General features: G+C 48.8%; 23 protein-coding genes. 12 read left to right on the top strand and 11 right to left on the bottom strand.

All coding sequences use genetic code 11. The features are described 5' to 3' along the window. Nucleotides 1–32 precede the first annotated feature (32 nt). A complete protein-coding gene (locus tag ACVLR6_RS13955) occupies nucleotides 33–1,286 on the bottom strand; it encodes a hypothetical protein (protein WP_005180919.1) in 1,254 nt (417 codons plus the stop codon). Between the two features lie 77 nt (nucleotides 1,287–1,363). On the opposite strand from ACVLR6_RS13955, the gene serB reads away from it, so the two are divergent. The 3 genes from serB to ACVLR6_RS13940 all read left to right on the top strand — a co-directional run bounded on the left by serB (nucleotide 1,364) and on the right by ACVLR6_RS13940 (nucleotide 3,961). Beyond that, nucleotides 1,364–2,584, top strand: a complete 1,221-nt coding sequence (gene serB / locus ACVLR6_RS13950) for a phosphoserine phosphatase SerB (RefSeq protein ID WP_455995494.1) — start codon at nucleotides 1,364–1,366, stop codon at nucleotides 2,582–2,584. A 401-nt stretch (nucleotides 2,585–2,985) separates the two neighbouring features. After that, nucleotides 2,986–3,321, top strand: a complete 336-nt coding sequence (gene aciT / locus ACVLR6_RS13945; RefSeq protein ID WP_005180916.1) for a ciprofloxacin tolerance protein AciT — start codon at nucleotides 2,986–2,988, stop codon at nucleotides 3,319–3,321. A 154-nt stretch (nucleotides 3,322–3,475) separates the two neighbouring features. Beyond that, entirely contained in the window at nucleotides 3,476–3,961 is a 486-nt protein-coding gene (locus tag ACVLR6_RS13940; protein ID WP_016658700.1) for a hypothetical protein, read from the top strand. A 69-nt stretch (nucleotides 3,962–4,030) separates the two neighbouring features. Here ACVLR6_RS13940 and dtd read toward each other — a convergent pair whose 3' ends face one another. Beyond that, nucleotides 4,031–4,471 (bottom strand): D-aminoacyl-tRNA deacylase, encoded by a 441-nt coding sequence (gene dtd / locus ACVLR6_RS13935; RefSeq protein ID WP_035363358.1) that lies wholly within the window; start codon nucleotides 4,469–4,471, stop codon nucleotides 4,031–4,033. Between the two features lie 227 nt (nucleotides 4,472–4,698). On the opposite strand from dtd, the gene ACVLR6_RS13930 reads away from it, so the two are divergent. The 5 genes from ACVLR6_RS13930 to asd all read left to right on the top strand — a co-directional run bounded on the left by ACVLR6_RS13930 (nucleotide 4,699) and on the right by asd (nucleotide 10,045). Continuing rightward, on the top strand, nucleotides 4,699–6,219 hold the full coding sequence (locus ACVLR6_RS13930) for a catalase (RefSeq protein ID WP_160240830.1): 1,521 nt from the start codon (nucleotides 4,699–4,701) through the stop codon (nucleotides 6,217–6,219). A 173-nt stretch (nucleotides 6,220–6,392) separates the two neighbouring features. Continuing rightward, complete coding sequence (locus tag ACVLR6_RS13925) at nucleotides 6,393–6,887, top strand: ankyrin repeat domain-containing protein (RefSeq protein WP_180063685.1); 495 nt, start codon at nucleotides 6,393–6,395, stop codon at nucleotides 6,885–6,887. A 98-nt stretch (nucleotides 6,888–6,985) separates the two neighbouring features. Beyond that, nucleotides 6,986–8,185 carry a nicotinate phosphoribosyltransferase gene (gene pncB / locus ACVLR6_RS13920; protein ID WP_087662325.1) on the top strand — a complete coding sequence of 400 codons (1,200 nt, stop codon included), beginning with the start codon at nucleotides 6,986–6,988 and terminating at the stop codon, nucleotides 8,183–8,185. 169 nt (nucleotides 8,186–8,354) lie between these two features. Beyond that, the gene (locus ACVLR6_RS13915; RefSeq protein ID WP_075175038.1) at nucleotides 8,355–9,197 is read left to right on the top strand and encodes a sulfurtransferase; all 843 of its coding nucleotides are present in this window, start codon (nucleotides 8,355–8,357) and stop codon (nucleotides 9,195–9,197) included. Next, nucleotides 9,194–10,045 carry an archaetidylserine decarboxylase gene (gene asd, locus ACVLR6_RS13910; RefSeq protein WP_005180897.1) on the top strand — a complete coding sequence of 284 codons (852 nt, stop codon included), beginning with the start codon at nucleotides 9,194–9,196 and terminating at the stop codon, nucleotides 10,043–10,045. The genes ACVLR6_RS13915 and asd overlap by 4 nt, the downstream gene beginning before the upstream one ends. A gap of 61 nt (nucleotides 10,046–10,106) precedes the next feature. Here the strand turns inward: asd and phoR are convergent, their stop codons facing one another. From phoR to ACVLR6_RS13895, 3 genes are all read right to left on the bottom strand, one after another. Then, nucleotides 10,107–11,462 (bottom strand): phosphate regulon sensor histidine kinase PhoR, encoded by a 1,356-nt coding sequence (gene phoR, locus ACVLR6_RS13905; RefSeq protein ID WP_016658705.1) that lies wholly within the window; start codon nucleotides 11,460–11,462, stop codon nucleotides 10,107–10,109. Nucleotides 11,463–11,471: 9 nt separating this feature from the next. Next, complete coding sequence (phoB, locus tag ACVLR6_RS13900) at nucleotides 11,472–12,182, bottom strand: phosphate regulon transcriptional regulator PhoB (RefSeq protein ID WP_005180894.1); 711 nt, start codon at nucleotides 12,180–12,182, stop codon at nucleotides 11,472–11,474. A gap of 223 nt (nucleotides 12,183–12,405) precedes the next feature. Then, on the bottom strand, nucleotides 12,406–13,107 hold the full coding sequence (locus ACVLR6_RS13895; protein ID WP_005180893.1) for a TetR/AcrR family transcriptional regulator: 702 nt from the start codon (nucleotides 13,105–13,107) through the stop codon (nucleotides 12,406–12,408). A 215-nt stretch (nucleotides 13,108–13,322) separates the two neighbouring features. On the opposite strand from ACVLR6_RS13895, the gene ACVLR6_RS13890 reads away from it, so the two are divergent. Beyond that, nucleotides 13,323–14,162: an SDR family NAD(P)-dependent oxidoreductase gene (locus ACVLR6_RS13890; RefSeq protein WP_455995491.1), complete on the top strand. Its 840-nt coding sequence runs from the start codon at nucleotides 13,323–13,325 to the stop codon at nucleotides 14,160–14,162. 329 nt (nucleotides 14,163–14,491) lie between these two features. Here ACVLR6_RS13890 and ACVLR6_RS13885 read toward each other — a convergent pair whose 3' ends face one another. From ACVLR6_RS13885 to ACVLR6_RS13865, 5 genes are all read right to left on the bottom strand, one after another. Continuing rightward, nucleotides 14,492–15,859, bottom strand: a complete 1,368-nt coding sequence (locus tag ACVLR6_RS13885) for an MATE family efflux transporter (RefSeq protein WP_005180888.1) — start codon at nucleotides 15,857–15,859, stop codon at nucleotides 14,492–14,494. Nucleotides 15,860–15,972: 113 nt separating this feature from the next. Next, nucleotides 15,973–17,127: a methionine aminotransferase gene (locus ACVLR6_RS13880; RefSeq protein WP_104513167.1), complete on the bottom strand. Its 1,155-nt coding sequence runs from the start codon at nucleotides 17,125–17,127 to the stop codon at nucleotides 15,973–15,975. Nucleotides 17,128–17,235: 108 nt separating this feature from the next. Beyond that, nucleotides 17,236–18,540 (bottom strand): DUF445 domain-containing protein, encoded by a 1,305-nt coding sequence (locus ACVLR6_RS13875; protein ID WP_016658710.1) that lies wholly within the window; start codon nucleotides 18,538–18,540, stop codon nucleotides 17,236–17,238. Between the two features lie 10 nt (nucleotides 18,541–18,550). Beyond that, on the bottom strand, nucleotides 18,551–19,105 hold the full coding sequence (locus tag ACVLR6_RS13870; RefSeq protein WP_455995488.1) for a CC0125/CC1285 family lipoprotein: 555 nt from the start codon (nucleotides 19,103–19,105) through the stop codon (nucleotides 18,551–18,553). Between the two features lie 49 nt (nucleotides 19,106–19,154). Beyond that, on the bottom strand, nucleotides 19,155–19,694 hold the full coding sequence (locus tag ACVLR6_RS13865; RefSeq protein WP_104513168.1) for a DUF924 family protein: 540 nt from the start codon (nucleotides 19,692–19,694) through the stop codon (nucleotides 19,155–19,157). 210 nt (nucleotides 19,695–19,904) lie between these two features. Between ACVLR6_RS13865 and gshA the strand changes: the two genes are divergently transcribed. Both gshA and ACVLR6_RS13855 read left to right on the top strand, forming a co-directional pair. Then, nucleotides 19,905–21,482, top strand: a complete 1,578-nt coding sequence (gene gshA, locus ACVLR6_RS13860; RefSeq protein ID WP_104498358.1) for a glutamate--cysteine ligase — start codon at nucleotides 19,905–19,907, stop codon at nucleotides 21,480–21,482. Between the two features lie 20 nt (nucleotides 21,483–21,502). Further along, nucleotides 21,503–22,033 carry a disulfide bond formation protein B gene (locus ACVLR6_RS13855; protein ID WP_016658712.1) on the top strand — a complete coding sequence of 177 codons (531 nt, stop codon included), beginning with the start codon at nucleotides 21,503–21,505 and terminating at the stop codon, nucleotides 22,031–22,033. A gap of 69 nt (nucleotides 22,034–22,102) precedes the next feature. Here the strand turns inward: ACVLR6_RS13855 and ACVLR6_RS13850 are convergent, their stop codons facing one another. Then, on the bottom strand, nucleotides 22,103–23,434 hold the full coding sequence (locus ACVLR6_RS13850) for a PGAP1-like alpha/beta domain-containing protein (protein ID WP_104491777.1): 1,332 nt from the start codon (nucleotides 23,432–23,434) through the stop codon (nucleotides 22,103–22,105). A 244-nt stretch (nucleotides 23,435–23,678) separates the two neighbouring features. Between ACVLR6_RS13850 and ACVLR6_RS13845 the strand changes: the two genes are divergently transcribed. Then, a complete protein-coding gene (locus ACVLR6_RS13845; protein WP_005180877.1) occupies nucleotides 23,679–24,263 on the top strand; it encodes a YqiA/YcfP family alpha/beta fold hydrolase in 585 nt (194 codons plus the stop codon). Nucleotides 24,264–24,265 lie beyond the last annotated feature (2 nt).

The raw sequence follows: 24,265 nt of genomic DNA, 5'->3' as shown, positions 1-24,265 counted from the left end.
GATTTTGATCAGACGACAGCGGCTGCTGCGTCTTAAGACGCTTTAGAGTGCTTGCCACGTAAAATTTCAGTTCTTAACTGCTGGGCCAGTTCGGCCGCTTCACTGTCCATGCCATTGACCATATAGGCATGCCGGGTCAGCACATTGGTCGGGTTTGGCATACTGACCAGTTCATAATGATCGGACAGGGTTTTCAGTAATTCATGCGGTAAATGCACCGCATTTTCCTTAGCTGACAGCTGGCTGACCAAGCGTTCTGCCGCCTGCACCGAAGACAGCTGCATGGCATCGACCGGGCTGGACAGTGCACTGCGGGTTTGCAGCACAAAGCGTTTTTCTTCACGGTAGCGTTTATACAGCACTTCAGACAGCAGCTGGAACACGGTGCCAATCATCGCCAGACACGGTGCCGCATTCGGTTTATCGGCCGACATGCTTAAGGTGGCGCCATCTTCATGGAATGGTTGTACCGTGGTGATATCCTGCTGGCTAAGTTTATAGTGCTGCACACACAGCTCGATGCTCTTGTTCAGGAAAATCTGGCATAGATTAAAATACGGCACCGAAACGGTTTTGTTGACCGTATCCATCAACTGTTTCGGATCATAGAACTGGATGTTTAACGAAATTGTATGCTGATCAACCGGGGCCGGTTTGTTTTCTTTCAGTTTTGGTGCGGCTTTGGCCTGTTGCTGCGCCTGTGCAATCGCCAATGCGGTATTGTGTTTTTCCTGCTCCAGTGCTTGGGTCAGATTCTGGATTTCGTGTTTCAGACGCGATTCATTGTTGATACGCGCCAGATATTCTGAACGGCTTGGACGGGCAATCGCACGATAGGCCAGCCACAGCAGGGCATGAATAAACAGCGAACTGAGAATCGCCATCCACTGGGTGCGCAGAATTTCGCCAATACTTGGTTTGACCAGGGTCACCTCAATGGTGCCGACTTTCTTTTCGTTTTGCAGCGCATCGCGCACAAAGACTTCACCCTGACGGGTTTTGGCCAGGCCACCGGTGGCCAGCACCTGATTGTTGGTATTCAGAATGCGAATTGAGGCAATACTCGGGTTGGTGGCATAACGATCGGCCAGAAGCGCCAGTGAAACGGTATTGGCCGGTTCCAGCTCGGACAGGCTGTCTGTGACCAGCTGGCTGGTGATCAGCTGGCCTTGACTGGCCCGATTTTCATTGAGCTGGTGAGTCGTTGCCAGTACCAGTAAAAAGGTATGCAAGGCAAAACTTATGGTCAGTAGGCTAGCAAATAGCCCTTGTCTAGGCGCATTCAACGTAAACTTCCAAAGTAATTCTACTTAATTTCGATTATGATTCTAACAATAGTTGTAGCTCAGACCCGAGTCAATTCATGCGAGAAATCATTCTTATATCATTTTTAGGACCTGACCAACCGAATCAGTTTACTCGATTAATGCAGGTTCTGTCCGCTCATTCCTTACAAATCTTAGATGTCGGTCAGGCGGTCATTCATAACCAGTTGACTTTAGGTATTGTCGTCTCATCAGATGACCAGACGGCTACCGCATTAGCCATGAAAGAGATCCTGATTTTAGCACATGATATTGGCTTAACTGTGCGCTTTAAACCGATCTCTGCAACAGAGTATGAACAATGGGTCAATGAAGGTGGCCGTACTCGTTACATCGTGACGGCTTTGGCGCCAGAACTCAATGCCTCTCATCTGCAGGCAGTAACACAAATTGTATCCAGCCAGGGTTTCAATATTGAGACCGTGACCCGTCTGTCTGGCCGTCCGGCAGCAGATGGTTCCAGCCAGGGGCCAAAACGTGCCTGTGTGCAGTTTGGTTTAAGCGGTCAGATGCTCGATGCCGCAGCCATGCGTGCCGCCTGTTTAAGCCTGTCCAACGCGCTAAGCGTCGATGTCGCGGTACAGGAAGACAATGCTTATCGCCGTAACCGTCGTTTGGTCTGCTTTGACATGGACTCAACCTTAATTGAGCAGGAAGTGATTGACGAACTGGCGATTGAAGCCGGTGTCGGTGCACAAGTGGCTGAAATTACCGAGCGTGCCATGCAGGGCGAGCTGGATTTCCAGCAAAGTTTCCGTGCCCGTGTGGCCTTGCTAAAAGGTCTGGATGCGTCGGTTCTGCCAAAAATCGCCGAGCGTTTAACCGTGACTGAAGGCGCCGAGCGTCTGATTTCGACCTTAAAAGCCCTGGGCTATCGCACTGCGATTCTATCGGGCGGATTCCAGTACTTTGCCGAATATCTGCAGGACAAGCTGGGGATTGATGAAGTACATGCCAATATTCTGGATGTCGAGTATGGCGTGGTAACCGGGGAAGTGAAAGGTCATATTGTGGATGGTGCGCGTAAAGCCCTGTTGCTGCGTGAACTGGCCGAGAAAATGGGTATTTCTCTGGAGCAGGCCATTGCGGTAGGTGATGGTGCCAATGACCTGCCAATGCTATCCATTGCCGGTCTGGGGGTTGCTTTCCGTGCCAAACCGCTGGTACGTGAAAATGCCAATCAGGCGATTTCCAGCGTTGGCTTGGATGGTGTTTTGTATCTATTAGGTGTCCATGATAAAGACCTGAACCGGGCTTAAGCACATCACAGGTTGAATCAAGCGCAGCATAAGGGCTGCGCTTTTTTTATGCAAAATCAGTGAACAAGGGCAAATGTTCATTTTTTGACTGAATCGAAATCTGCTTTAAAAACATCGAAAAAAATATTTTTCAGGGCAGTTTTGCAGGTTGTTTTTTTGTAATGACACGCGAAAGAAGGAGTAGCCTTATCTTCAGAAATCTTTAAAATTAAAAAAGTGTAATGACAATATAATATTGCGACAATGTGTGTCGCGTGGTCAAAATTTAAGTCTTTTTTTATCCAGAAAACTACTCATAATGCTTCCATAGATTTGAAATTGGCCTTGCCATTCATTTACAAGTATTGAAGATGGCATGGGGACTCGACAAGATCCACATCCATTTTTGGACGGAGGTTTTTATGTTAACAGCGAATTTAGCAACTATAGTCGGCTTGAGCTTGGTAGCGGCTGCTTTGATTGCTGTTTTCTTTTCGCCTTATCGTCGTTGGTTAAGCTTCATGTTGGCCGGTATGGCATTCTGGGGTATTTTGGAAACGGTCCGTTTTAGCGTACAAACTGTTTTTGAACTGCCTGTGACCTACAGCTATCTGTCTGCATTAACCCTGGCGATGATTGTTGTGACATTGCTTTTGCTACGCGAAGACCGTCGTGCAGAGCGTGCATTGGCCAAAAGACGTTATATCGAACATACCCCAGTGTATGAAGATGACCAGCAGCAGTATTCCAGCCGTTAAGTCTATACAGATAAGACGTCCAAAAAATGTACAGTCATGTACATTTTTTTTTACTTTCGATAATGATTGTTATACAAAGCCTTGCTGAAAAATCAGCTGTTTATGTTAGGATGAAAAGCAATCTAACCCAACAATTACAATAGGCTCGGACGTCATGAAACTTTCCTCAATTCCTGTCGTGAAACTTCCTCTGGTTGATGTCAGCACGGATCCGCTTGATTTACTCGTGACAGGTTTGGCTTTGCGTATGAAGCAGCTAGCCCGTACCAGCCCTAAATTTATTGAGTTGGTTCATGAGCGTCAGTTCCGCATCCAGATTGGTACCGATACCGGTTTTGCCCGCCAGATTATTGTCAATAATGGCGACATTGATACCGTGTCGGGTGATGCTGAAAAAGCCGATTTTATTTTGCAGTTCGCCGACAGCGAGCAGGGCGTGAAAACCCTGATGAAAGGCGATCCGACTGCCTTTATGACCGGCATGCAAAATGGCACCATTAAAATGGAAGGTGATTTTGGTCTGCTGGTCTGGTTTAACCAGGTGGCGAAACTGGTACCACCAAAGCTGCCGAAACCGGTCAAAGAAAAAATTAAAATGGCGCGTCAGTTTATTAAACAGAAAACTGGTAAATCAATCTGATTGCTGCGTCGAAACGCCCAAGAAAAAGGTCTTCCAGTGGAAGACCTTTTTTATGCACCAAGCATTGGCTTATTCAATTTCCAGCTGAAAGGTCACCGGCCCGTCATTGACCAGATGCACTTTCATATCGGCGGCAAAAATACCGGTTTCTACCTGTGCAAACTGGCTTTTGGCATAGTCCACCAGCTGATCATACAGTTCTTTGGCTTGCGCGGGGGGCATCGCCGGGCCAAAGTCAGGGCGTAAACCTTTCTGGGTCTGGGCCATCAGGGTAAACTGCGATACCAGTAAAATACCGCCGCCGGCCTGGCTGACATTCCAGCCCATCTTGCCCTGTTCATCATCAAAAAAGCGATATTTCAGGATTTTATCAATCAGCTTTTTGCCTTTGTCCAGATTATCATCTTTGCCCAAACCTAAAAAAACCAGAATACCGTGCTGGATCTGGCCGGTGACTTCTCCCTCTACCACCACTTTGGCTTCAAGAACCCGTTGTAATAATGCGCGCATACGAATGAACTGTCTGACTGTGTTGATGGGGAGAGATTGTAGCAAATTGTGATCCAAAACAGAGAACGTCGGCTTTTTGTTGATTTAATCTCTTAAAACCAATATGGGATTGATGTTTTATCTAATAAAACGATTCTGGTTATAAAAATATTCCGTTTTCACAATTTTGTCATGATTGCTATTTTTTTGCCTGCAGGAAAGGGAAAGTATAAACAAGAGGTGATGGAATGGTGAAACATTCATTATGGGTTGCGATGCTGGCAACCATGACATTGAGCACACAAGCAGCAGTACTCACCAAAGACAATGGCGCCGCTGTAGGCGATAACCAGAACTCGATCACTGCCGGTGAAAACGGTGCCGTGTTACTGCAAGATGTACAACTGGTGCAGAAACTGCAGCGTTTTGGGCGGGAGCGTATTCCTGAGCGGGTGGTACATGCCCGTGGCACGGGCGCTTATGGCGAATTTGTGGCGACCAAAGATTTATCTGACTTAACCGTGGCCTCACTGTTTAAAGCCGGTACCAAAACACCGGTGTTCCTGCGTTTTTCTACGGTCATTCATCCCAAAGGTTCGCCGGAAACCCTGCGTGACCCGCATGGTTTTGGTCTGAAATTTTATACAGAGCAAGGCAACTGGGATTTGGTCGGCAACAATCTGCCGGTGTTCTTTATTCGTGATGCGATGAAGTTTCCAGATTTCATTCATGCCATGAAGCCAAGTCCGGTGACCAATGTGCAGGACCCGAACCGGATTTTTGACTTTTTACAAAGCCAGCCGTGGTCGGTAAATATGCTGACTTATGTCTATTCCAACCTAGGAACACCGCTGAGTTACCGGCATTTAGATGGTTTTGGGGTACACGCCTTCAAGCTGTATAACGCCAAAGGCGAATATAAATATGTGAAGTTTAACTTCCGTACCCAGCAGGGCGTAAAGGGCATGAATCTGGAGCAGACCCGTGACATGCAGGGCAAGGACTTTAATCACCTGACCAATGATTTGTATAACAATATTTATGCTGGCAACTATCCGAAATGGGATTTATATATTCAGGTCCTTGATCCGAAAGACCTGAACAATTTTGACTTTAACCCGCTGGATGCCACCAAAATCTGGCCAAACGAGTTAATTCCGGAAACCAAAGTCGGCACATTAACTTTAAACCGGATGCCGAAAAACTTCTTTAATGAAACCGAGCAGTCGGCCTTTGCACCGGGCAACCTGATTCCGGGAATTGAGCCCTCCGAAGACCGTTTGCTGCAAGGCCGTATTTTCTCCTATTCAGATACACAGCTGTACCGTTTAGGGGTCAATCATCAGCAGATTCCGGTCAATCGTCCGCGGGTGCAGGTCAATAACAATAATCAGGAAGGCTTTATGAACATCTCAGAGCGGGATTCTGAGGTGAATTATGAACCAAGCCTGAAACAGCCAAAACCGGCCGCAGCAGTGGCACGTGCGGTGGCTACGCCACTTGCAGGTACAGTGCTGCAACAGGCCATTCAGAAACAGCAGCCGTTTAAACAGGCCGGTGATTTATACCGTTCTTATTCTACTGTAGAGAAAAAAGACCTGATCCGTAACCTGGCGGTAGATTTGGGCGCGGTAAAAGATGCTGAAACCAAGCACATCATGCTGTCTTATTTCTACAAGGCCGATGCCGATTACGGCACCCGCCTCACCGCGGCGGTCAAAGGCAATCTGGCCACAGTCAAAGCCAAGGCGGCCAAGTTGCAGGATTAAACTTTTTTCTAGCGCTGTTATAGAAGGAGCTGCACAGCGTTAGACCGTACTGGTGACGGGTGCGCTCGACGTCACCTCTTGAAAGTCCTGTAAAACTCGCATCCCTTTCCTGCACCCTGGGGGAGTTTTACAGGCACCTCTTTATTTTTGCCGATTCAGACAGGAGCAGCAAGATGCGTATTTTCACCATGCTCTGTGCCGGACTGTTCAGCCTGGGAGTAGGCACAGCACCGGCCTGGGCACAAGCAGATTCATCCTCGGCCACAAGCCAAACCGTAGCACCATCTGCCGCACAAGAGCTGATTGATCTGTTTTTTGCGGCCGCCCGCAGTGGCCAGCATGACGTGATTCAGGAATTTTTACAGCACGGTTTTCCGGTCGATGTCCGTAATCCGGCCGGTTTTACGCCATTAATGATGGCGACGTATTATGGTCATCAGCCGATAGTCAGCACCTTATTGGCCTATGGCGCCGACCGCTGTGCACGTGACCAGAAAGGTCATACCGCGCTGATGGCAGCCATTGTAAAAGCCGAGTGGGGCATTGCCCGGCAGTTACGTCAGGTCGATTGTGATACTCACGCGGTCCAGACCGGCCAGCTGACCGCCGAAGAATTTGCCCGGGTATTTGGCCAACAGCAGCAATTTCAGAAGCTGAGTGAGGACTAGCCGAGCGGCAGGTTCTTACCCAATGGTCGATACAAAAGGTTAAATATCGCTGTAAAAATTATGCTTTAATGCAAGGAGTACAGCAAAAACGAACTCTTATGGCACCAATCATCCACTCTTTGCTTGATACCGACTTGTACAAATTTACCATGCTACAGGTGGTCTTACATAAATTCCCGCAAACTCACAGTGTCTATCATTTCCGCTGCCGTAATCTGGAAGATACGGTCTATCCACTGGCGGATATTCTGGATGATTTAAATGCACAGCTGGATCATTTGTGCCGCCTGAAATTTAGCGAAGATGAACTGCAATATTTGCGCAGTTTACGCTTTATCAAAAGCGACTTTGTCGATTATCTGGAACTGTTCCAGCTCAAGCGCCGTTTTATCCGTGCCGGCATCGACAGTGAAGGGCGTCTGGATATTGTGGTAGAAGGCCCGATGGTTCAGGCCATGATGTTCGAGATTTTTGTGCTGGCCATTGTTAATGAGCTGTATTTCAGCCGTATTCGCAGTGATGAGGTGCTGGCCGAAGGTGAACGCCGTCTACAGGCCAAAGTAGCCTTGGTACAGCAATATGCCGCCGAGCAGAATCCGGAAGATCCGCCATTTCTGGTTTCGGATTTTGGTACACGCCGCCGTTACAGCTTTGCCTGGCAAAAGCATGTGGTGCAGCAGATTAATGCCGCCGCGCCGGGCGTATTCCGGGGTACCAGCAATGTGCTGCTGGCCAAACAGCTTGGCATTACTCCAATTGGCACCATGGCGCATGAATTTTTACAGGCCTTTCAGGCGCTGGATGTGCGTTTACGTGACTTCCAGAAAGCGGCGCTGGAAACCTGGGTACAGGAATATCGGGGTGACTTGGGGATTGCCCTGACTGATGTGGTCGGGATGGATGCCTTCCTGCGTGATTTTGACCTGTATTTTGCCAAACTGTTTGATGGCTTACGCCATGACAGTGGCGACCCGTATAGCTGGGGCGACAAAGCCTATGCCCATTATAAAAAGCTGAAAATTGACAGCAAAACCAAGATGCTGACCTTTAGTGATGGCCTGACCTTGGAAAAAGCCTGGGCGCTACACAACTACTTTAAAGACCGCTTCCAGGTCAGTTTCGGGATTGGCACCAACCTGACCAATGATATGGGACAAACCCCGCTGAATATTGTGTTAAAGCTGGTGGAATGTAACCGTCAGTCGGTGGCCAAAATTTCCGACAGTCCGGGTAAAACCATGACCGACAACGACACCTTCCTCGCTTATTTGCGTCAGGTGTTTGATATTCAGGAATAAGCAAAAATACAGGCCAGGTCCAGTGCAAAGGCTGGACCTCGTCCTCTCCCTGGTGGCGGGTTGACCTCTATCCATTTTTCTGCGCAAGGAATGCAGAAATTCAGGATAATCCTAAAAATGACTTGTGCTAACATCAGGGACAAGGATAGTGATAAAACATACAACCACGATGAATGATGCCACGATCAATTTCGGTCTGTTGATTGAAGCCGAAGACCTGGTGCCCTATTTAGGCAGTGAAAAATTACGTATTGTCGATTTAAGCCGCAACTCGGTCTATGAACAGCTGCATATTCCACATGCGCTACATGTAAAGCCAAAACTATTGCTGCGTCAGGAAGAGTATGCTTCGGGTTTATTGCCGGAGCAGGACGGCCTGGAAGAACTGATCCGCTATTTAAATATTTCCCCTGAGCATCATGTGGTGGCCTATGACGATGAAGGCGGAGCCTGGGCCGGGCGTTTGCTGTGGAATTTACATTGTTTAGGTTTTGAAAACACTAGCCTGCTCAATGGCGGGATTCATGCCTGGCTGGCGGCCGGTCTGCCGACCTCGTCGGAGCTGCCGAGCTTTGCGCCGGTTGAGCATTTGGTGCCGGTACAGCTGAATGATCAGTATCAAATTCAATATGATGCGTTATTAGAGCAGGTACAAAGTGCTGAACTGCAACTCTGGGATTGCCGCACTGCAGAAGAATATAGCGGACAGCGACTGGCGGCGCGACGCGGCGGTCACATTCCGGGCGCCCGACATTTCGAGTGGAGTACTGCCCTTGACCGCGAAAATCATTTAAAATTGCATCCGCTAGAACGCACGCAGCAACGTCTGGAACAACTTGGCTTTGATTTAAGCCAACCGGTGGTGGTGTACTGCCAGTCTCATCATCGTTCCGGTCTGGCCTATATTCTGGGCCGTTTACTGGGTTGGCCAATCCGGGCGTATGCAGGTGCGTGGAGTGAATGGGGCAATCGCCTCGACAGTCCTATCATTACCGGAGAGTTGCCGTCTTGAGCCTCACATCTCGTTTAAAAAAACAATTATTTATTCAGGCCCAGCGCGTGGTACCCCAGCACCAGTTGTCTCGTGTGGTGGGTAAAATTGCTGCCAGTGAACACCCGATGGTGAAAAACGCAGTAATTCAGGCATTTAAAATGCAGTACGGAATTGATATGTCGATTGCCGAGCAAGGCAATGCCCTGAAATTCAAATCCTTTAATGAATTCTTTACCCGTGCCTTAAAAGATGGGGTGCGTGTGGTCGATGCCGATCCGAACAGCATTGTTTCTCCGGCTGATGGCGCGATTTCCCAGCTGGGTAAAATTGAAGATGGTGCAATTTTTCAGGCCAAAGGCCAGAACTTTACGGTTGAAAACCTGATTGCCGATCCACAGCTGGCCGAGCCGTTTAAAAATGGCCAGTTTGCCACTGTGTATTTATCACCGCGGGATTATCACCGGGTGCATATGCCATTTGCCGGTACCTTAACTGAAACTCTGTATGTACCGGGCGAGCTGTTTTCAGTGAACCAGACCACGGCAGAACATATTCCGGGACTGTTTGCCCGTAATGAACGCATGGTCTGCCTGTTTGATACCGAGATGGGCCGGATGGCGGTGGTGCTGGTGGGTGCCATGATTGTGGCCGGTATTGAAACGGTTGCCACCGGCAAGGTCAAACCATCGGGCCGTTTGGAGCTGAACCAGCATGACCTGTTCCTGGAAAAAGGCGCCGAATTAGGCCGTTTCTATCTCGGTTCTACCGCAGTGATTTTATTTGAACAGGATAAAATGCAGTGGGATGCGCAGTATCAGGCCAATTCTCTGGTGGAAATGGGCAAAGCCATGGGTCATCGCCTCTAAGCTGTTTGTATTGAAATGAAAAATGCCCGGATTAATCCGGGCATTTTTATGGGTATTCGGTTTAAAGGCTATACAGCCGTTCTTTGGGAAAGACGGCCTTAAAGGTTGAGCCGCTATTTTCTTTGGACTCGACTTCTAAATGGGCATTGTGCTGCATCAAGACATGCTTGACGATGGCCAGCCCTAAACCGGTACCGCCTGTCTGACGGCTACGCGCGCTATCTACCCGATAAAAACGTTCGGTTAGACGCGGCAGGTGTTTCGGATCAATGCCGATGCCGGTGTCCTGCACGCTAAAATAGCCATGCTCGCCATCATCATGCCAGCCAATGGTAATGGTGCCGCCTTTCGGGGTGTATTTGATGGCGTTGGTAATTAAATTGCTAAAGGCACTGGCCAGTTCCATATCGGAGCCAATCAGGTCGCAATGACTGTCGATATCCAGATTCAGGGTATGGCCATAATCAATATTGTAGGCATGCGCATCATCAAACAGCTGGTTCATCAGACTTGGCATGTCAATAATCTGGTTTTTGGCAATGGTCTTTTCATTTTCCAGACGCGACAGCAGCAGCAGGTCATTGACTAGTGCATTCATACGCCGGGTTTGTGACTGCATCTGTTCAAAGGCACGTTTCCAACGCGGATTCATGTCTTCCTGGTCGGTAAAGGTTTCAATATAGCCGCTCAGCACGGTCAGCGGGGTGCGTAATTCGTGCGAGATATTGTCGACAAAGTCTTTGCGCATCTGTTCCAGATTGTGCATCCGGGTCATGTCATGTGCCACCAGCAGGCGGCTTTCGCCACCAAAGCGGGTCATTTTGACCTGCACATAGTGTTCATCCAGCACGGTCGATTTGATTTTCAAGCCATCTGGTGCCTGATCAATATGATGAAAATATTCAATAAATGCCGGTTGGCGCAAAATGGTTAAAATATTGCGACCACGATCTAGTGGCTGAATGCCGAGCAGGCGCTCTGCTGCCGGGTTCCACCATTCGATCTGATGGTTATCATCAATCAGCACTACCGCTTCGGCCAGGGCCACTAGTGACGACTGAGCGCGGTCAATCAGCCCGACCATTTCGGCCTGGACAATACGTTCCTGACGCTGCGAGCGGTAGACATTAAATAATAAAGCCCCCCAAATGCCATGCAAATTGGGGGGAACATCATAGGGACGGTTGGCAATCCAGTCATTGACCAGATAGAGGGAGCGCATTTGGGTGGCGAAAAACGCCAGAAAGCCAATAAAAATACAGATCCAGAACTGTTCGATTCCGAGACCAATAAAACCTGCAATTACTAAAAAAAAGATCAGTAAACGGAGATCTTGTTTGGCAAAAGTCCACAAACTGCTGTAACGGACATTCTTGTGGTCACGGGCCAGTTCGGGGACAGGGTATGGTTCATACATAAAAAGTAATTAACCTAAGGCGACATCCGCACGGGTTGAGAAACGGTATCCAGTGCCACGAACCGTTTGTACAAAGCGGTCTGCGCCAAATGGCTCCAGCACCTTGCGTAAACGACGAATATGCACATCAATGGTACGATCCTCAATATATACGTTGCCACCCCAGACCTGGTCAAGTAGTTGTGCACGGGTATAGGCACGTTCCGGATGCGTCATAAAGAAGGCCAAAAGACGATATTCGGTTGGACCCATGTCCAGAATGTTGTCGCCAAAGCTGACGCGCTGGCTGACCGGATCTAGAATCAGGCCGTTGGCATCAATGGTTTTTTCACCATTCAGGGCATTGGCACGGCGCAGTACGGCTTTGATGCGTGATACCAGCTCACGGGTAGAAAACGGTTTGGTCATGTAGTCGTCGGCACCGGCATCCAGACCCTGAACCTTGTGGTCTTCTTCACCGCGTGCAGTCAGCATGATCACCGGAATTTCCGCCAGGTTTTCATCACGTTTTAAACGACGACATAAATCAACACCGCTGACACCGCCAGGCATCATCCAGTCCAGCAAAATCAGTGCCGGGCGTTGATCGACGATCATCTGATGCGCCTGTTTGGCATCTTCGGCCTGTAAGCAATGAAAGCCGGCCATATCCAATGAGGTATGGATCATCTCTCGGATTGGAAGTTCATCATCGACAATTAAAATGTAGTCATCTTTCACAACGCAATACCCTATAAGTGAACGGTGAACCGTTTATATTTATGACAGGCTTATTACAAAGATTAATTATGACAGTATCATTGCAGAAAGGGCAGACAGCGCTATTTTTGCAATGTTTTGTGACAATTTTTTGTACAGAATGGGCTGAATCCGGAATTCATTTAAAAAAATTTAAATAAAAGATTCAAATATTTAATTTTTCTTGCAGTTTGATGACAGGGATTCAGGCTTTTTTGCTACTTTCTGGCTCCGCTTCGGAAAAATGTTCGAGCAGGGAAATGAACACCACGCTACAGGCGCTGAGCACTTCATCCATTGACTGCTTAAAGCCGCTCATGACCCAGCGGATGGCAATTTGGGTGACATAACCGTTCAGGCCGCTGGCAATTAATGACAGTTCGCGTTCTGAATGCTGCAGGTTTGGCATCATTAGCATGACAAAGGCCTGAATCATGCGGTCAAAGCGCGCCATGCTTTCCTGAATGGTGGCCTGGTTGTGCAGTTCCTGTACCAGCATGGCATCAATATAAATAATCCGAGCCATCTGCGGGTTGTCTTTGAGCGTAGTCAGCAGGGCAGTTAAACCGGCTTCAATCATTTTTTGCGGATTGGTCGAGGCCTGCATGATGGCCTGCATCACATTGTGTTGCAGTGCATCAATCAGCTGTAAAAAAATGGTCTGGAACAGGTCTTCACTTTTTTTGAAGGATTCGTAGAAATAGCGCTCGGTGAGTTTGGCCTCGGTACAAATATCTTTCACCGTGACCGCAAAAAAACCATGCGTGCCATAGGCGTGCAGGCCGGCTTCAATCAGTTTTTCCCGGCGTAGCTGTTTGCGCTCGCTCAGCGATAATCCTTTAAATTGGCGCTCTTTATTTTGGGTATTCTGCGCATTTGGGGGAGCGGGGTGTTGTGCTTCGGTCATAGTAAAAAGGCCAGTTCACATCCTATATTGCTATAGATTAACAAGATTTTGCGCTAAGTGCGAAGTTTGGCATTCAGATTTGAACGCAGCAGACAGAAATCTGCGGGCTTTTGCGTTGACAATGATTATTGTCAAAATTATATTTGAGTGGTGAAATTGAAGTGCGCTGCCATGCCTGAGGGACGCAGCCAGACCATCCATAAAAAGGAAGCGGAATGAAAAATTTTAAAAATAAAGTCGCGGCGATTACCGGAGCAGGTTCAGGCATTGGCCAGCAGCTGGCCGTCTTATTGGCCCAGCAGAGCTGTCATTTGTCTTTAAGTGATGTCAATGAAGAAGGCCTGGCTAAAACCAAAGCCTTGCTGAGTGATTATAACGTGCGAGTGACCACGGCGCAGGTGGATGTGGCAGATCGGGCGGCTATGAAGCACTGGGCTGAACAGACCGTGCAGGATCATGGCTCAGTCAATATGATTTTTAACAATGCCGGGGTGGCCTTAGGATCGACCGTTGAAGGCGCCTCTTATGAAGACCTGGAGTGGATTGTCGGGATTAATTTCTGGGGCGTGGTGCATGGCACCAAAGAATTTTTGCCGTATATCAAACAGACTGGTGATGGCCATATTGTCAATATTTCCAGCCTGTTCGGGATTACTGCGCAGCCGACCCAATCGGCCTATAACGCGACCAAATTTGCGGTACGTGGTTATACCGAGTCGTTACGTCAGGAACTGGATATCCAGAACTGTGGCGTGAGTGCGCTGTGTGTGCATCCGGGTGGAATTCGGACCAATATTGCCAACGCCGCGAAAATGAATGACAGTCTGAGCAGTCTGGGCATGAATTCAGAAAAGTCGATACGCTCTTTTAATAAATTATTGCGTTATCCGGCAGAGCATGCGGCACGCGATATTCTGGATGCGGTTTTAAAAGATAAACGCCGTTTGTTGATTGGTAATGATGCCAAAGCCATTGATTTAATTCAGCGGATTGTCCCTAGTGGCTATCAGCGGGTGATGGCGGTGGCGACCCAGCTGGGCAAAGGCCGTAAATGAATTGTATTTGAAAGAAGCCTGCGCTAAGCGGGCTTTTTTGTGGCTGTTCAGCACATTTCATTTTTTATTTATCTGAAATTCAGAATAAAACTGTCAAGTTTTTGACAGATTTGAATAAGTCGTTTTGACATCATCAGCTCATCCCGAGTGGAAACCTTTAAAAACATCAAAAGAGAAATGAAGGAAATTTAATATGAGCTATGACTATCAACATATTCAGGTCAAACCGATTAATGGCCGTATTGGCGCTGAGATTCAGGGTATTCAATTATCTTCGCAATTAGCGCAAGCGGTGATTCAGGAAATTAATCAGGCGCTATCTCCTGCCCTCAAATCAACACCTCAATGGTCTTTTTCTTCCAGACAAACTGATAATACAGGCCTTGTAAAATACACAGACTGACAAAGGCCAGCGCATAGGCATACCAGATGCCTTGTAATCCCCACCACTGACTGAACAGATAAGCACACGGCACTTCAATCAGCAAAATTGCCAGCACATTAATAATCATTGGCACCGTGACAGTCCCGCTGGCGCGCATAATCGAAGCGAAAATGGCACTGGCCCCAAAGAACAAAATTGACCACAATACAATAAACAGCAGCTGCTGGCCCAGCTCGACCACCTGCGGGTCGGTAATAAACAGCGCCATTAAATATTTCGAGAATAAATAGGCCAGCACCACTAGCATCCCGGTAATCATCAGGTTCATGCCCAAAGCAGTACGGGTGACTTTGGCCAGTAAATCGGACTTGCCAGCCCCAATCGCCTGCGCACCAAAAATAGAGGCGGCAATGGCAATCGACAGCGCCGGGAACTGAATATAGTTCAGCACCTGATTCACCGCACCATAGGCCGCTGTGGCTTCAGCGCCATAACGGTTGACCAGCCCGACAATTACCAGACCGGCCACCGACGTGGTGACCATCTGAATGCCGGTCGGAATGCCCAGACGTAAAATAATCTTGCTCAAGATCGGTTGATGGCGAATATTTTTCAGCAATTGCCAATCCGGTCGTAGCGGATGGTTTTTCTTGTTCAGATACACCGCCAGAAAAATCAGCACCGCCAGATAACCAATAATGGTGGCAATGGCCGGAGCAATAATCCCCAGACGTGGAAAACCAAAATAGCCGGCAATTAGCACCGGGGTAATAAACAGCCCGATCAGGCTGGTCATGCCTAAGGCAATTAGGGGGGTAATACTGTCGCCCACGCCGCGTAAAATAGAGGTGTAAATAATATAGACAAACAGCAGCGGACTGCCGGCCAGCATCCATTGCACATAGGGCAACGACAGATGCATCACCTGCGGATCGGTACCTAAGGCTAGCAGAATGGATTTGGCGAAAATCACGCCTAAAATTGCAATGATGGTACCGCCAATCAGGGTCATAAACAGGGTCGAGCCGACCACACAACGCACTTTTTCAATATTCTGCGCGCCCCAGGCTTGGCCAACCAGCACGGTTGAACCCGCGGAAAGCCCGATCACAAAAGCCATCAAACAGAACAGAATCGGGAAAAATACCGCCACTGCTGCAATGGCATCGACACCCATCATCTGGCCAACAAAGACGGTGTTGATGGTGCCAGACAGGTTTTGCAGAATATTGGTGGCAATCAGCGGCAGCAGGAAAATCAGGAAGGTTTTCCAGAGCTTGTGTTGATTCACCAAAGGTTGATGCTGCGGCATGAGCAATCCTGTAACCGGTTTATGATCGTGTGCATGAATGGCTTTACCCTAGCATGAGCCTGTAGCAAAAAGCCTTAGCAATTGCGTAACTTAGCTGATCTTATTGACTCATGTTAACAGGCCGAGAAAATCTCTGCGGCCCGATCCAGCGTCTCATCTTTTTTGGCAAAACAGACCCGAATCAGGCGTAAATCATCCGGCGGGGTCTGATAAAAAGCAGAAATCGGAATCGCCACAATCTTGTGCTGCTCGGCCAGATACTGGCACATCTGCAGATCATTTAAATCCGGGCGGATGGCGCGATAGTCCAGATTCTGGAAATAGGTGCCTTGCGCGGGAATCCACTGAAAACGGGAGTGCTGGATACCGGCCTGAAAGCGGTCACGTTTGGCCTGATAGAACGCGGCCAGTTCAGCAATATGTTCCGGATGCTGTTGCATAAATTGTGCCAGCGCGACTTGCACCGGGGTCACACCACAGAAATTGGCAAACTGATAAACCTGCCGGAACAGCTGCATCAAAGCCGGTGAGGCCATGCAATAACCGGTTTTCCAGCCGGTGACATGAAAGGTTTTACCAAAAGAACCAATCACAAAACTGCGCTCGTGCAGGGCCGGAAAATCAAGCGCTGAATAATGCTGCTGACCGTCATAGACCAGATGTTCATAGACTTCATCAGACAGTACGACAATATTGCGATCCTGAATCAGCTCAATCAGGGTCTGCCAGTCCGCGGCTGACCACAGCGTACCGCTCGGGTTATGCGGGGTATTGACGATGATCATACGGGTACGATCATGAATGGCATCTTTGACCTGATTCCAGTCGACCTGAAAATGGGGCGGCTGCAAGGCCAGATGGATAGCTTTCCCGCCGGCCAGTTGCACGGTGGGTGCATAACTGTCATAGCTGGGATCAAAAATAATCACTTCATCCCCGGCCTGCACTACTGCCTGAATGGCACAGAAAATGGCAATGGTCGCGCCGGCGGTAATGCTGATTTCGGTGTGAGGATCAAACGAACGGCCGGTCTGTTGCTGCTTTTGCGTGGCCAGCTGTTCTCTGAGCAATAACAGCCCATCGCCGGGTGGATACTGGTTCTGGCCCTCTCGTGTCGCCTGACACAGGGCCTCCAACAGGGCCGGTGGGGCCGGAAAATCGGGGAAACCCTGTGACACATTCAGGGCATTCAGGCGCTGGGCCAGGGTGGTCATGACACTAAAAATGGTCACGCCAAGCGCAGGAAGTTTAGATTGAAGTTCAAGCATGACCATTGACTACCGTTATTGTATTATGTACATCGCATGATAAGCCGCCATCCGCCATCCGCCATCCGCCATCCGCCAGCAATTGAAGCAGTGGGCGAAAAAACTGAATTAAATCAATTCGACCAGCGCCCGGATAATCCCCAGTGCCAGACCAATAAAGGCCCCCACCACCACGCCATTGACCCGGATCATATGCAGGTCGCCGCCGACTTCGTTTTCAATTTTGCCAATCATCTCGCGTGAATCCCATTCATGAATCCGCTCGCTAATAAAACGGATCACTTTTTCACTGTACTGGTCAGAGAGATTGACGGCGATGCCGCTCATTTTGTCATTCAGCAACTGGCGCACGGCGCCGTTACTGATAATGTTCTCACCGACCTGCTGAATGGCCACGCGCAGGTTTTCCGCAATACCGGAATCGGGTTTTTCCAGATCTGCCCGGATTGCATCACACAAAATCACCACTGCACCACTAATAAAATTCAGCACTTGCGGACTGTCCAGCAAGGCATTTTTGGTCTGGTTCAGGCGTTGGCTGGCGGCACTGTCCTGATCGGCCAGCTGTTGCATCAGCTGATGCGCCATATCTTCCACTTTTTGTCGCCACGGATGATCGGGATCGGCCAGCATCGAATCGACCCGTTCCAGTAAAGAGTCGATGGTGCGCTGCTGTACATCAATACCAATCCAGCTGGCACCTCTGGCCAGACGCCACACGCCCAGTTCTTTAAACAGGGTGCGGGTCAGCTCACGGGTTTCTTCCGGATGTTGCAGCATCCAGTCATGCGCCAGATCCAGCCCGCGTTGCAGCACATCCTGATGGAAATCATTTTCCAGCACTGCGCGCAGCATTTCACTGGCCAGATAATTAATGTCAGTATTTTTGACCCATTGCACGCTGTTGTTCTGGATAAAGCGGCCAATCTGTTCCTGCCCGACAAATTCAAAAATCTTCGGTACGGTCTGTTGAATTAGCTGGCTGACCTGCTGGTTGTTCTGTGGATTGGCCAGCCATTTACCCACGGCCAGCGATACATCGGTATTGTGCAGGCTGCGCTGTACAATTTGCGGTGACAGGAAATTTTCCTGAACAAAACGTCCCATCGATTCGGCAATACGGTCTTTGTTGCGCGGAATAATTTCAGTATGGTCCCGCAGAAACTTGGGAATGGGCAGCCGGCCAAAGGGATTACGAAACAGCACAGTAATCGCATACCAGTCAGCCAGCCCGCCGACCACGCCAGCTTCAGCCGACAGCATCAGAATATGAATCAGCCAGATATAGTCGGGCAGCAGTTTGGCCAGCACCATTAAACAGATCCAGGCCAGCACGGCCGTGATCAGGGCCATGGTGGCAAAACGCTTGCTGCGTTGCAGGTTTGGAGAAGTCGGTGCTGGCGCTGTCTGCATGCATGTTTCCCTAGTTTGAAGTGGCTACCGGTGGCTGTAACACCTGACCGCCTGGACTGAGCCCGTATTTTCCACCCAGTGACTGCAAGATCAGGCGAGCATCAAAGGCATCACTTGGGGCGCTTTTTTGATCTTTATAACATTGAATCGTATAGGAAACCTGAATCGGGTCAACATTAATGACCTGCGGGTAGTCATAAAATGGGTCAGGCCAGAAAGCCGGATGGCGACGATAATAGCCATAAGGATAAAAGCTCGGTGCCGGATAGACCACAGCCTGACGCGGTGGCTGCTGGCTGCGGTTACTTGGATCATCCAGCACTTTAAAGAAGGTATGGCTCTGTTGCAGCGTGGTTTGCGCAGCTTTGACCAGGGTAATTTCTTCGGCGGTGCCAAAGCTCATGTTGGGACGGGCCTGAAAACTGATGCGATAGGTCTGGCTGTTCAGCGGCGTCACCGAATATTGACCCAGCTGGTCAAAGGTCAGCGGCTTGGATGGTGTGGTGGCACAGCCGCCCAGCAGCAGACTGAGCCCGAGGCCTAAACCAAGAATTAGATGTTTCATGCTGTTCTCCTGTGAAGATACTGCAAGGGGAGAATGAACCGCGTTTTAATTAAAAACTGCTATTGGGTTGGGTCAGGAACTCCAATTCTTCTGCGCTTGATTGGCGTCCCAATATTTGATTGCGATGTGGATAACGTCCAAAACGGTCAATAATCACTTTATGTTTCAGTTCATAGCCCAACACGGTGGGGTCATTCAAACTTTCAAACAACGTTAATGCGACTTCGTGAATACGTTTGGATTCACTGTGCATAAACGGCATATATAGAAAACGACGTTCGGTTGGGTTTAAGTCCTGATCCAATTTTAAGTGAATCATTTCTTGTGCCAACACCAAGGCCATTCCATCTTGGGCAAAGGCACGCGGGTCATTACGGTATAAATTACGTGATAATTGATCTAAAACAATGATTTCAGCCAAACGACCTGCGGGTGTTTCGCGCCATGTCCATAGTTCTCCTTGTGCCGCTTGTTGCAGTACATCGGTAAATTTTTCTGCAAGCACGGCATCAAACTCTGCGCTTTTGACAAACCAGTTCGGTTCCGCAGCAGGAGAAAACCAAAAATCTAAAAAATCCTGATAATTCATACGCTTTATTATTTACCTCTGTTCTTTTGATTATAAAATCACAAATTTCACATGTCTTATAGAGCAACTTTGTGATAAAAAATTGCCAAAAATAAAGTTGTGGGTTTGTTTGAAAACTATACAGGATGTAATGTGCCGGCACTAAATCGCGTTATACTGATATAAACCGATGATTTTCTTTAGTAGTTTTTTGCGATAAGCGAGATTGTAATGAGTCAACCCGAATCGACCTCTCAAGATACTTTAACGACTTGGGTGGATTCTTCGCTACTGCGCGGCATGTTGCGCGGTATTGAGCGTGAAAGCCTGCGTATGCAAAGCAATGGATTTCTCTCTCAGGCAGCCCATCCGAAGGGCTTGGGTTCGGCACTGACTCATCCGCATATCACCACCGATTATTCCGAAGCATTAATGGAGTTTATTACTCCGCCGCAGGACAGTATTCCGGGCGCACTGAATTATTTAAGCGATATTCATGCCGTGGTGTACCGTCAGCTGGAACATGAAGAAAAACTCTGGCCGCTGTCAATGCCGTGTATGCTGGATGATGCCGAAGAACGCATTCCGCTGGCGCAATATGGCAGCTCCAATATTGGCCGTTTCAAGACCTTATACCGTCATGGTTTGGGGGTGCGCTATGGACGCCGGATGCAGACCATTTCCGGGGTGCATTATAATCTGTCTTTCCCGGATGCCTTATTTGAAGCGCTGCAACAACAAGAAAGCGATGAGGCACTCAAAAATCTGAGCCTGCAGGATTATCGCAGCCATCGCTATTTCGGTTTAATCCGTAATTTTATTCGCCTGACCCCACTGGTGATGCTGGTGGTCGGTGCCAGTCCATCGGTGTGTCAGTGTTTTATGACCGGCCGTGAACATCATTTGCTGCCACTGGTACGCGGCACGCTGTTCCTGCCATATGCCACCGCCTTGCGCATGGGCCGTTTTGGTTATCAGAATTCCGCGCAAAAACAGCTCGGGATTCACTATAACAACCTGAGTGGTTATTTAGAGGGTCTGCAAAAAGCCGTCAAAACCCCATATCTGCCATTTAGCCGTTTGGGCCTGAATGATGCACAGGGTGAGCCGATTCAGATCAATGATCACGTGCTGCAAATTGAAAACGAATACTACAGTCTGGTGCGTCCAAAACAGGTGCCGCAGGCGGGTGAAACCCCATCTCAGGCGCTGGCCAATCGTGGGGTCGGCTATGTCGAATTACGCGCAGTCGATGTCAATCCGTATAGTCCAATCGGGATTGATGAACACACCGCCGGCTTCCTGGAAGTGCTGGCGCTGTACTGTCTGCTGAAAGACAGCCCGGCGTTATTGGATGATGAACAGGACATTATTGAGCGCAATCAGGCCGAAGTCGTGAATCGTGGCCGTGCGCCAAATGCCACCATTTTGGCAGATGGCCAGTCCTATCCAATTGAAGACTGGAGCCGTAGTCATGTTCAGGCCATGCAGCCTTTGGCTGAACTGCTGGATCAGGCCTATGCCACAACGCTATATAGTCAGGGTCTGGCGACCATGCTCGGCCGGATTGATGAAGTTGATGCGACGCTATCGGCGCAGGTGATTGAGGATACCTTACATCAGGGCGGCACCTGGAATTTTGGCAGCCATATGGCACAGCAACATGCCGACGTTTACCAGGCGCATGTATTAAGTCCGGAAACGCTGGCCTATTTTGAAGAAATGGCCCAGCAATCATTGAAACAACAACAGCAACTTGAGCAGGAACAGACCTTGAGTTTTGAGCAGTTCCTGACTCAGTACCGATAAAAACAGAAAGAGGATTGACCATGCAATGGAGTTATCGCTTCGTGAGTGGTGTTTTGTTTTGTGCCAGTGTGGTGGGGATGGCCTTCGCCCTGTATCTTGAGCATGTGCAAGGTCTGGCGCCGTGTCCATTATGTGTTTTCCAGCGTGTCGGCCTGATTGGTCTGGGGATCATTTCCCTGATCGCGCTGCTCCACAACCCGCTTTCGGGGGCGTTTAAACGGCTGTATGCCTTTTTGGGCAGCTTAAGCATTTTATGGTCGGCCGGTGTTGCCGCGCGGCATGTCTGGCTGCAAAACCTGCCGCCAGATCAGGTGCCAAGCTGTGGCCCGGGACTGGATTATCTGGTCGATGCCTTGCCAATGAAAGCGGTGCTGCAACAGGTGCTGTCTGGGTCTGGCGAATGTGCAGTGATTGACTGGACTTTTCTGGGCCAATCCTTGCCGGTCTGGTCGTTAGTGTTCTTTATTGTGCTAACGATTATTAGTATCTGGCAGTTAATCCGTACCTATCCCTATACTGCGGCCAAAACCAAGCCGGTAAAAAAGAAATAATATTGTCTCCAGATCAATAACAAACAGGAGGGCGATGACCCTCCTGTTTTAATTGTAGCGCATCAATTTTTAAGTCAGGGCAATGCCTTCAATACTTTCTAAATTGACAATATATTCACGTACCCGTTCATTGACCCGGTCATCATTTTCAGGATAAAACCATTTCACAATCTGCTCGGCCACGCTGGAATGGTACTGAATTTCCATATGATTTAGACCATAAAATACCGCCTTATGCGATTCTGGCAGTTTGAGCTGAAAACGCGGGTTCGGATGTTCACCCAGCGCACTTTTGACACTGACCAGATAATCGCCAATCACTTTGCGGGTGCGGTTGCGCTTGTTTTCATATTCAATGGTGCCGGCCACCAAAAAGGCATTAATATGGGACGGGAAGGGCGCTGGTTTACGGTTATCATCAATTTCACCAATTCGCGCTTCATTGTGTTCCCAGTCATCATCGCGCACGCTGCCATAACGTAAATCCAGAATGCCGTTACTGCGGATATTCACCACATGCCCGACAATTTTCATAAACGGGAAACGCCCCAGTTTGTCCTGCAAGTGAAAGCCGAAACGCTCCAGCGCTGCACCATGATGCGGCGAACCCAGACAGACCAGGTTATCGACCATATGAATCCACTCATGCAAATCCTGTTTGCCATAAAACAGGGCACTGCGCGACACCAGTCCGCCCATGCTATGTCCAATCAGGCTGATGCTGGTGATATTCGGATTGCGCTGAATCAGATCTTCCAGGGTATTGGCCAGACTGTGACCATTGGCGGAAATACGCCGTCCGGTATTGTAATTTAAATACAGCATGGTGTTGCGCTGGCGCTGTGCCAGCAGTTTTTCGCCAATACCACCATATTGCTGATGTGACCAGTCCAGATGGTTCATACACAGGCCATGCACAAACAGAATCACCTGTCCGGTCAGCTCGCCTTTTTGCACACTGCCGTAGTGGTCATAAATAGTCATTGGCAATGCCAGCGGATTTTGCTGATTCAGCAAATAATCACCCAGTACGCCATTTAAAATACCGACCAGCACATGCATATACGGCGTCAGCGGCTTGTCATGTAAACGTGGAAAACGGTCAATCACCTGACGCAGGCTGGGCGCCAGCAGGTAGTTGCTATAGTTTTGCAGCGTATCAAAGGACAGGCTGTACAGCTTGCGAATGGGCGACATATTCTGGAATTTTCGGGAGTGCTGTTCACTCATGCCAAACAGGCTCAGCAAGACCTCACGCTGAATGGTCTGCACCAGCTCTTTGACCACCTGATGCACCGGCATACTTAACAGCTGCGCCAGACCTTCCAGTAAATCGGCCTGGCTGGGCGGTGTGGTGTCCCATTTACAATAAGTTTCATGCAATGGCGTTAAACTTGGCATGTGCTACTGCCCCCTAACAATAGTGTCGCGGCTACTTTCTTTTTCGTTGGCTTCACGGTATAAATTTCTAAGCTTAATTTTATATCATTCATCCCGAACAACTTTTACAATAGCGAGGATGACGCCCCAGTTTTAATTTTTTTGTCTAACAATTATTTGTGACATACAAATTAAAACATGAATGTGATCAAAGTCTCAAAAAAGTAAATACAACAATGAACATGGATAACATCCGATTAGCACAATGAATTTAATTTATTTGCATGGTTTCAGGAGCAATCCCTTTTCTGCCAAAGGCCAGCTGTTGCGGCAAGCGCTGGCACAGCGGAGTGACATTCAGGTGCATCTGCCCGATCTGAATGCGCCGCCACGCGAGGTAATGCAGCACTTATCTGCACTGATTGAGCAGCTGGATCAGGTAGCGCTGGTCGGCAGCAGTCTGGGTGGCTTCTATGCGACACAACTGGTCGCACGCTATGCGGTTCCGGCTGTGCTGATTAATCCGGCTATGCGACCATGGCAGTTGTTTCAGGAACTGTTTGGCGATGCGCAGATTCCGCTGAAAGTGCATGAACACTGGACGCTGGAGCGGCTACATTTACAGCAACTGGAACAGATGGCAGTGCCTTTTGTTGAAAAGGCAGACAAAATTTTAGTGTTATTGCAGCAAGGCGATGAAGTTTTGGATTATCGTGACGCACAGCGTTATTATAGCCAGGCCCAGCATAGCTCTCTGATCATGACCGAAACCCGCGGCAATCATGGGATGGACAACTTTGCGCTAAAAATACCTATGCTGCTGCAGTTTTTATCGGATTCCCTAAAATAAGG

The organism is Acinetobacter sp. T63 (assembly GCF_053852345.1).
Note: the sequence above shows the minus strand (reverse complement) of the source record. Positions and strands in the feature narration are given on the sequence as shown.